General features: G+C 48.8%; 10 protein-coding genes. 6 read left to right on the top strand and 4 right to left on the bottom strand.

All coding sequences use genetic code 11. The annotated features are described in order from the left end of the window. Positions 1–81 (top strand): IS3 family transposase, encoded by an 81-nt coding sequence (locus KJS42_RS23395; protein WP_368858221.1) that lies wholly within the window; start codon positions 1–3, stop codon positions 79–81. An 82-nt stretch (positions 82–163) separates the two neighbouring features. Here KJS42_RS23395 and KJS42_RS21335 read toward each other — a convergent pair whose 3' ends face one another. Further along, positions 164–673 (bottom strand): DUF2798 domain-containing protein, encoded by a 510-nt coding sequence (locus KJS42_RS21335; protein ID WP_213624071.1) that lies wholly within the window; start codon positions 671–673, stop codon positions 164–166. A gap of 214 nt (positions 674–887) precedes the next feature. Here KJS42_RS21335 and KJS42_RS21330 point away from each other — a divergent pair, with 214 nt between their 5' ends. Further along, positions 888–1388 carry a hypothetical protein gene (locus KJS42_RS21330; RefSeq protein WP_213624070.1) on the top strand — a complete coding sequence of 167 codons (501 nt, stop codon included), beginning with the start codon at positions 888–890 and terminating at the stop codon, positions 1386–1388. A 39-nt stretch (positions 1389–1427) separates the two neighbouring features. Here the strand turns inward: KJS42_RS21330 and KJS42_RS21325 are convergent, their stop codons facing one another. After that, on the bottom strand, positions 1428–1823 hold the full coding sequence (locus tag KJS42_RS21325) for a MerR family transcriptional regulator (protein ID WP_213624069.1): 396 nt from the start codon (positions 1821–1823) through the stop codon (positions 1428–1430). Between the two features lie 108 nt (positions 1824–1931). Here KJS42_RS21325 and KJS42_RS21320 point away from each other — a divergent pair, with 108 nt between their 5' ends. Together KJS42_RS21320 and KJS42_RS21315 are read left to right on the top strand one after the other, a co-directional pair. Further along, positions 1932–2696 (top strand): SDR family NAD(P)-dependent oxidoreductase, encoded by a 765-nt coding sequence (locus tag KJS42_RS21320; RefSeq protein ID WP_213624068.1) that lies wholly within the window; start codon positions 1932–1934, stop codon positions 2694–2696. Between the two features lie 104 nt (positions 2697–2800). Continuing rightward, positions 2801–4495 carry a M3 family oligoendopeptidase gene (locus tag KJS42_RS21315; protein ID WP_213624067.1) on the top strand — a complete coding sequence of 565 codons (1695 nt, stop codon included), beginning with the start codon at positions 2801–2803 and terminating at the stop codon, positions 4493–4495. Between the two features lie 32 nt (positions 4496–4527). On the opposite strand, the gene KJS42_RS21310 is transcribed toward KJS42_RS21315, so the two are convergent. Then, the gene (locus tag KJS42_RS21310; RefSeq protein ID WP_244868569.1) at positions 4528–5838 is read right to left on the bottom strand and encodes an MFS transporter; all 1311 of its coding nucleotides are present in this window, start codon (positions 5836–5838) and stop codon (positions 4528–4530) included. Between the two features lie 105 nt (positions 5839–5943). Beyond that, a complete protein-coding gene (locus KJS42_RS21305) occupies positions 5944–6114 on the bottom strand; it encodes a hypothetical protein (protein ID WP_167521196.1) in 171 nt (56 codons plus the stop codon). A gap of 247 nt (positions 6115–6361) precedes the next feature. Between KJS42_RS21305 and KJS42_RS21300 the strand changes: the two genes are divergently transcribed. Next, the gene (locus KJS42_RS21300) at positions 6362–7381 is read left to right on the top strand and encodes a DUF2804 domain-containing protein (protein WP_213624066.1); all 1020 of its coding nucleotides are present in this window, start codon (positions 6362–6364) and stop codon (positions 7379–7381) included. 50 nt (positions 7382–7431) lie between these two features. Then, positions 7432–8412: an aldo/keto reductase gene (locus tag KJS42_RS21295; RefSeq protein WP_213624065.1), complete on the top strand. Its 981-nt coding sequence runs from the start codon at positions 7432–7434 to the stop codon at positions 8410–8412. The last annotated feature ends 62 nt before the right edge of the window (positions 8413–8474 follow it).

Raw genomic sequence — 8474 nt, 5'->3', positions numbered from 1 at the left:
ATCCACTTTTACAATTACGAACGATTACAGAGAAAATTAAACGGCCTCAGTCCGATGGAGTATAGGACCAAGGCCGCCTAATTGAGCTTTTATTTTTTATACTGTCTACTTGACGGGGTGCAGTTCATTTCGCGGTTGCCTTGTTTGGTTTATTCGGTGCTCCTTACATCTCTACATTCTCCACCGCGGCTTTGGCGGCCTGTCTCGCGTGCAGTCTCTTCATGACGAACCGAGCGATAGGTTGGGCCAACAAAGTTTCAATCCAGAAAGCGATGAAGAAGTTCTTCGGCCAATGGTAGAAGAATTCTCGAATCGGGTCCAGGCTGATTTGTCGCTGGCCAACCCAGGAGCCAATCACGGTAAGGCAGATCGACAAAATCGTGACGCTGAAGAAAATATTAAACAAGGTCTTGGCATTAAAGCTATCCGTTGGTTTGGTAAACTTCGCCATGAGTTTACCTACAAGGGGCCTTGCGACCAAGTTGACCAAACACAGTACGATTATCCACATGATCGGGATGACTCGCAGCGTCTTAAAGTAATTTTCCTTGTTGAAGCCAAACTCATACCCCATAATCAGCGGGGCAATGGTGTTGACCGAGATTATCGATACGATCAACATAAACAATAGGCCTTCTTTGGTATTGCGTGGCAGTCTCATTTCGTTATACATGGTTTCATCTCCCAAATTCATGAATTCAGATGGCAGACGAGCCGATTAGCACAAAAAAACGCACAGCCATTCAGATGGCCCTGCGTTTTTGCTGCACACTGATATTATTAGATTAACATTTATTTATTAAAAAAATCAATCCATTTCCGAAGGACGCAATCAGGGAGATTGGGGCATATACATATACATAAGTAACCCAGAAAGGGGTGGCTCCATGAGAATTACGGTGCAATATATCCCTCTGAATAAGCTTAAGCCCGGAATATCCATTCAACTTACGCAGCGAATCAAGAATCTTCGGAAAGCCGCGCAGGATTGCATGCATCTGATGGTTGTACGCAAAAGTCGGAAGGACGGAGGCTATGTGATCGTCAGCGGCAATCACCATTATGATTTTTTAAGAAAACATACCAAAAATGTGGTTGCTCCCTGTTTAGTCGATGAAGGTAAAGCTTCATCACATTTAAACTCGTTCATCCTTCGTTTGCGAAAGCCGAATCTACCTTATGAAGCACCACGTCTCCAGCGGGAGCGGACTTCGGCGAACAGCTGGTCGATCATTCGTAAGTTTATGCGGCAAGAACCTCGTTTCAAGCAATTGTCCCGTACGCAGCAGCTCAAAGTTCTGCGGCGAGCGCTGCAATACCGTAAGACCACCATCTTATCGATGAAAGCGAAGGTGGACGGTTACCTGAAGACTCAAAAGACGGGATAACCCTAGAAAATCTAGAACGCGCGGGTTTAGGCGCGTTTTTTATTTTGTCTCGCTGAAATTCCCATACCTTTGTTCGGCCAGCACAGGATCATTGTAAACGGCGATTTTCGAATCGATCAGATCCAAATTTTGTTGCAACGCATCCATTTGCTTGAGGACCTGCAAACGATGATCCGCCAACATGGCTTTCCGTTCCTCCAGCGTTTCCATTCCTTTGGCACACCAATCCGCGTATTGTTTGATTTCTTTGATGGGCATTCCCGTATCCTTCAAACAACAGATCATGGCCAACCAGTCGAGATCCTTCTCCATAAATATCCGGTTGCCGGAGGGTTCCCGACCGATAAAAGGCAGTAGTCCTTCCTTATCATAGTAACGCAGGGTATGCGCAGTTAAGCCGAACATTGCCGCAACTTCTTGAATGGAATATTTCATATTCTCCCCCTTGACTTAGAGTTAACTCGAAGCAATATACTCACTATAGTCCACAGCATCTCACAGATCAAGTGGCGAATTACGACGAAGAGGAGAAGTGATCGAAAGATGAAACCCATGAAGAAAATCGCGCTGGTAACCGGCGGCAGCCGTGGTCTTGGCAGAAATAGCGCACTGGCGTTCGCACGTAAAGGAATAGACGTGATTGTGACGTACCATACCCGGAAGGAGGAAGCGGAGAAGGTCGTTCAAGAAATCGAAGCCTTTGGGCGAAAGGGGGCCATGCTGCAGCTGGATACCGGTAAAGTCTCCTCGTTTGATGTTTTCGTTTCGCAGTTGACGGACATTCTGAACGAAGGATGGAACCGCGATACCTTCGATATCCTGGTGAATAATGCGGGATTCGGGATCCATGTTCCGATTGCGGAAACGACGGAGGAACAGTTCGACAGCCTGATGAATGTTCAGTTTAAAGGGGTCTTCTTCCTCTCGCAGAAGCTGTACCCTTTGATCGCCGACCATGGCCGTGTCGTTAATCTTTCCACCGGTCTGACCCGCTTTGTCATCGAAGGGTTCGGGGCCTATTCGGCAATGAAAGGCGCTATCGAGGTATTAACGAGATATATGGCAAAAGAATGGGGCAAGCGGGGGATTCGTGTCAACGTGATCGCTCCGGGGGCTATCGCTACGGATTTCGGTGGGGGCTCCGTCCGGGATAATGAGCAGATGCGAGGGTTTATCGCAAATAATATTGCCCTCGGCAGAGTAGGCGAGGCCGACGATATTGGAGGCGTTATCGCTTCCCTTTGCACGGAAGAGTTCGGCTGGGTCAACGGGACGCGACTCGAGGTATCAGGCGGTCAGATGCTCTAAACGCCGGTACTGGTTTGCACTCCCAAAAGAGGATTAGTATAATGTTCGTAATCTAGCAACATGGGGCGACGAATACGATTCTCTTGAAAGGGCAGGTGCATGCCATGAAGTTTAGCGAATACCGCTATGAACGCCCGGATGTCCAAGTTTTTAGGCAGAGATTCAAGGAGCTACTTGACGCGTTTGCAGCGGCAGATACTTATGAAGAGCAGGGCCGGATCATGAGAGAAATCAATCAACTGCGGAGTGGCTTTGACTCGATGCAGGAGATCGCCAGCGCCCGGCATACCATCGACACCAACGACGAATTTTATCAGGCGGAGCAGGACTTCTACGATGAGAACAACCCGATTGTCCAAGAATTCATTTCGGACTACTACCGGGCGTTGATTGGCTCAAAATTCCGCGCGGAGTTGGAGCAGCAATGGGGACGTCAACTGTTCCAGATCGCCGAGCTTTCGTTGAAGACGTTCAGCCCCGAAGTGATTGAGGATTTACAGCGGGAGAACAGACTGACGACCGAATACGCCAAGCTGATTGCCTCTGCGAGAATCCCGTTTGAAGGCGAGGAGCGTAATTTATCCCAGTTGGTCCCCTTTCAGCAATCGACGGATCGGGAGATTCGCAAGCGTGCGGCTGAAGCGGCGTATGGTTTCTTAGCCGAGCATGAGGACGAACTTGATCGCATTTACGATGAGTTGGTCCAAGTGCGAACGAAGATCGCCAAGAAGCTTGGATATCGCAACTTCGTTGAACTCGGTTATGCCCGGTTGTCACGTACGGATTATGATGCTGAGAAGGTAGCAAACTTCCGGAACCAAGTGCAGAAGCATATTGTGCCTGTTGCCACAAAGCTGAAGGAGCGGCAAAAGAACCGGATCGATGTGGAGCAACTGCTGTATTACGACGAGAGTTTTGCCTTCAAGTCGGGAAACGCGACCCCAAAGGGCGACCCCGAGTGGATCGTGAAGAACGGGGCGAAGATGTATACGGAACTGTCTTCCGAGACGGATGAATTTTTTAGTTTTATGACGGAAAATGAACTGATGGATCTTGTCGCCAAACCAGGCAAACGGAGCGGTGGGTACTGCACTTTCATTAGCGAATACAAAGCGCCGTTTATTTTCTCGAATTTTAACGGCACGTCCGGCGATATCGATGTGTTGACGCATGAAGCCGGGCATGCTTTTCAGATGTATGAAAGCCGGGGGTTTGAGGTTCCGGAGTATCAATTTCCAACGCTTGAAGCCTGTGAGATCCACTCCATGAGCATGGAGTTCTTCACCTGGCCGTGGATGGATTTGTTCTTTGAAGAACAAGCCGATAAATATCGATTTGATCATTTAGCCAGCGCACTCATTTTTATTCCTTACGGCGTGGCGGTCGATGAATTCCAGCATTATGTCTACGAACATCCGGAGGCTACGCCTGCGGAACGCAAGCAAACTTGGCGGGAGATCGAGCGCAAATATGTGCCTTACCGGAACTATGCGGATAACGATTATTTGGAACGAGGCGGATTCTGGCACAGGCAAGGTCATATTTTCAACTCACCGTTCTATTATATCGATTATACGCTGGCGCAAATTTGTGCGTTTCAGTTCTGGAAAAAGATGCACGAGGACCGCGAAGCGGCATGGGCCGATTACCTGCTCTTATGCAGACAGGGGGGGAGTCACTCCTTCACGGATTTGGTGGGGATTGCCGGCTTAATTTCACCGTTTGAAGATGGCTGCGTCACTTCGGTTATTGGAACCATCGAAGCATGGTTGAATCGGGTTGATGATACCGTGCTCTAAAAGAGGGACAGGATTAAGACGTTTGCATGAGATTACATTTGCAAACGTCTTTTTTCTATGGATTTCTTCTCGCCTGGCTTCTTGGTATTCCCCCGGAACATGAAATAGTACAGGAGTGAGGCAGCTGTATATAAGCAACCGGTCATGCTAAAGGTAATGGCGTAACCCCAATACGTTCCGTAGGCGGTGACCAAATGCGATTGAACGGGGCCCATTGTGGCCCAGCCTAACATGAACGCCGTTTGGGTTAGCGAATTAGCGATACCTCTCCGCTTGTCGGCTACGCGATCGATCATGATGGCGGATTGGATCGGATTGGCGGCATTCATCAACGCCTGCCGGAACAGGAAGCTTACGGCGGCTATGGCGAATCCATTCGTAAATCCGGTAAGCAGCAGGAACGGCAGGGATAACATTTGAAAGAGAACAACGGCTTTAACTTGTCCCACCCGACTCGCCAAGGATGGGCCAATCAGCATGGAGAAGATCGTCATGACCTGACCCAGCGAGATTAACAGACTCATCAATGACAAGGAAACGGAGAATCGATTCGTGAAGTAGAGATTTAGATAGGGTACCACGAGGCCCGAGCCTAAACCGATGAGCAGCTGTGCAGCAACGAAACGGGCAATGATCCGGAAATCGGCGGCATCGGCGCTCGTGATATGAGCGGGAAGGGAAGCCTCCGGCTCCAAAGGCGCTTGGTCATCCGTCTTTGGTTTCAAGCTCGAAGCCTTGCGTTCGCGCACGAACAACATCGGTATAAAGGCGGCCAAGGTTGCGGCTCCACCGATGACCAATACGGTTCTTAAGCTAAGCAAGTTTTCGAAGCCGAGAGACTTAAGGACATCAGCGAACACGCCGCCGCCTAAGCTGCCAATCACTTGTGAAGCAAGGCCTAGGGAGGAGAAATAACTGAACATTTTGAGCCGGTTCGCGGGGGTGACATTTTCGGCCAAAAACGGGATTGAGATGACTTGAAAGAAAGAAGCAAATAGGCCGGTAAACACGGCAAACCCAAGCAACGCGGTGTCTCCGGAGGAGAAAGAGCGAAGAATGAAAGCGACGCCGCTAAGCAAAGCGCCTAATACGAGGATTTTTTTGCGGCTTGTTCGGTCACCCCAGATGCCGATCGGTACGAACATCAGAGCCGTAGCAAAGGACTGAATGCTGACAACGCGTCCGTTCATAGCGTCATCGTAACCCAGTCCTTGTATATATAAATTATAGAGCACTCCAAACATACCAGTGCCGATTTGATAGAGGATGTTCGCCAAGAAAAATAATTTGATATTTCTGGACCATCCCTGCATCTCCTGGTTTAAAGCTCGTAAATAACCCACTTGGTTCATCCTCCGGTTGCTTGTTGTCAGCTAAAAGTTAATTCTAGCACTTTACTACAAGTGAAGGAAGAGGTGAGCGCGCGGTAAAATAGGAGAAGCAGAGACCTATTTGGTCTCTGACTTGGATGCTTTGGCTGGACGTTTGGCCTTCTGTTTGACCCGCTGATCGATTCCGGCTTCGCCTTGAATTTCGGCCGCGGCTTCCATCTGTTGGTTTAATTGCTTTTCAATCTGGCCAATGCCATGGGCCCCTTGATGATTTCTGCTAGATGCCATCGCTGTTGTAGTACCTCCCTAATTCGTGTGTGGAGTGTCGGTTTCAGACTTTACGATACGTCAGAACGTGCTCAAATATGCACCGCTATAAATCGATGGTGTTATTTACCGATTCCCGCTAAGATTAAACTAACATCTTTGAGACGGGATGGAGGGCATGGTCCTACTAAGTTTCTGATTCTAGTGTCCGTGTCCTCCGTAGTCCTCATTCTAACGCAAAACCATTCTTTAAATGGGAGGGGTAGCCATGCAGCAAAATTGGATCCGTACGCCAGGGGATCTGCTAGATTCCAATGGGGTGTTGATACAGAAGGGATACTCGACAGAGGCCATTCTGACTTATAACCGGGACAATATTAAGGCACGGCCTTGGCGAATCAAAGAGTGGGATTTCTATCAAGTCTCTAACAACGATTTCTGCCTGCAACTGACGATCGGGCATGTCTCCTATGCAGGGAGTGTTTCCGTCAAACTATTTGAATTTGCGACCGGCAGACATTATGAAGTGACTCAAATGCTGGTCCTGCCGTTCAACTCGTTACGCATGCCGTTATCGGCAGACGAAGGTGATTTAACGGTTGACCGAAAAAATATGTTCATGCAATTTCAGGTGTTCGAAGGCGGCAGGAAGCTCATTTGCCGTGCAATGGGGAAACAGCTACCTAAGATGGAGCTCGAAATCGAACTATCCCAACCCGACAAGACGTCGATCGTGATGGCTACTCCATTTGATGAAGATCCGTCCCACTTTTATTACAATCATAAAATAAACAGTATGCCAGCTAGCGGCTTCGTGCGTGTTGATGGACGGGAATATCGGTTTGAGCCGGAATCCGCCTTTGGTTTGCTGGACTGGGGTCGCGGCGTATGGCCCTTCTCGCATGAATGGTTTTGGGGAAACGGGAGTTGCTATATCGAAGGGAAACGGTTCGGATTCAATATTGGGCATGGATTTGGCAACACCTCAAACGCAACGGAAAATATCCTTTTCTATGATGGCACCCCTCACAAATTGGGTCAGGTTCACTATGATTTGTCAGCGGGAGGGTACATGTCCCGAAAACAAGTTACGAGCGAGGACGGTAGATTTGAGATGGAGTTCATGCCGATCTATGATCAGCAAACCGCCACCAAACTGTTATTTATCGACAACAAATGCCACCAGTTGTTTGGTACGTTTCATGGGAAAGCTGTGTTGGATGACGGGAAGGTCCTCGAGATCAACAATATGGTTGCTTTTATCGAGCATGCTGTGAATCATTGGTGAGAGAAGCAGGGGGTATACTATAAATATCTTGAAAGTCGGAGGATTTCTATATGGAATATGTGAAATTCGGAAATACCGGATTGGACGTCTCCCGAATTTGTCTGGGGTGCATGAGCTTCGGTGAAGTGGTACCCGGCTGGCATTCCTGGGTGCTTGATGAGGAGAAGAGTCGTTCGATCATCAGAAGAGCGCTTGATCTCGGCATCAACTTCTTCGACACGGCCAATGTCTATGCAGGGGGGACGAGTGAACAGATCACGGGACGGATTCTCAAGGAGTTTGCGAATCGAGATGAAATCGTGCTCGCCACGAAAGTGTGGGGACGTATGCATCCAGGTCCGAATGGAGCGGGGTTATCCCGGAAAGCAATATTAAGCGAAATCGACAAAAGCCTAAAACGGCTGGAGACCGATTACGTGGACCTGTATATCATTCATCGCTGGGATTACGATACGCCCATCGAGGAAACGATGGAAGCTTTACATGAGGTAGTGAAGTCGGGAAAAGCCAGGTATATCGGCGCTTCCGCTATGTACGCTTGGCAATTCCAGAAGGCGCAGCACATCGCGGAGAAAAACGGCTGGACACGGTTCATCTCCATGCAAAATCATCTCAATTTGATTTACCGGGAAGAGGAGAGGGAGATGATGCCGCTATGCAAAGACCAAAACATCGCGGTAACTCCTTACAGCCCGCTAGCCTCCGGTCGATTGATTCGCGATAGTTCGGTAACAACCCCTCGATCCCAAACCGATGCGATTCAAAAATCCAAGTACGATCCGACCGCAGAAGCAGACCGCTTCATCATTGAGCGAGTAGCGAATCTGGCGACGAAGCATGGCGTTCCCCGTGCACATATCGCGCTGGCTTGGTTGCTGCAGAAAGATCAAGTCGCTGCACCTATCGTTGGAGCTACGAAAATTTCGCACCTAGAAGATGCTGTCGGGTCATTATCAGTTAATCTAAGTGCAGAGGAAATTACTTATCTGGAAGAGCCGTATGTTCCGCATCCTGTAGTGGGGGCGGAGTAAATACAATGCGAAAAAGGAACCCATGAATAATCTGGGTTCCTTTGTTTATTGCATAGCAGAAA

The organism is Paenibacillus sp. J53TS2, assembly GCF_018403305.1.
Taxonomy (GTDB): domain Bacteria; phylum Bacillota; class Bacilli; order Paenibacillales; family Paenibacillaceae; genus Fontibacillus; species Fontibacillus rhizolycopersici.
This window is presented reverse-complemented; position numbering and strand designations above follow the sequence as displayed.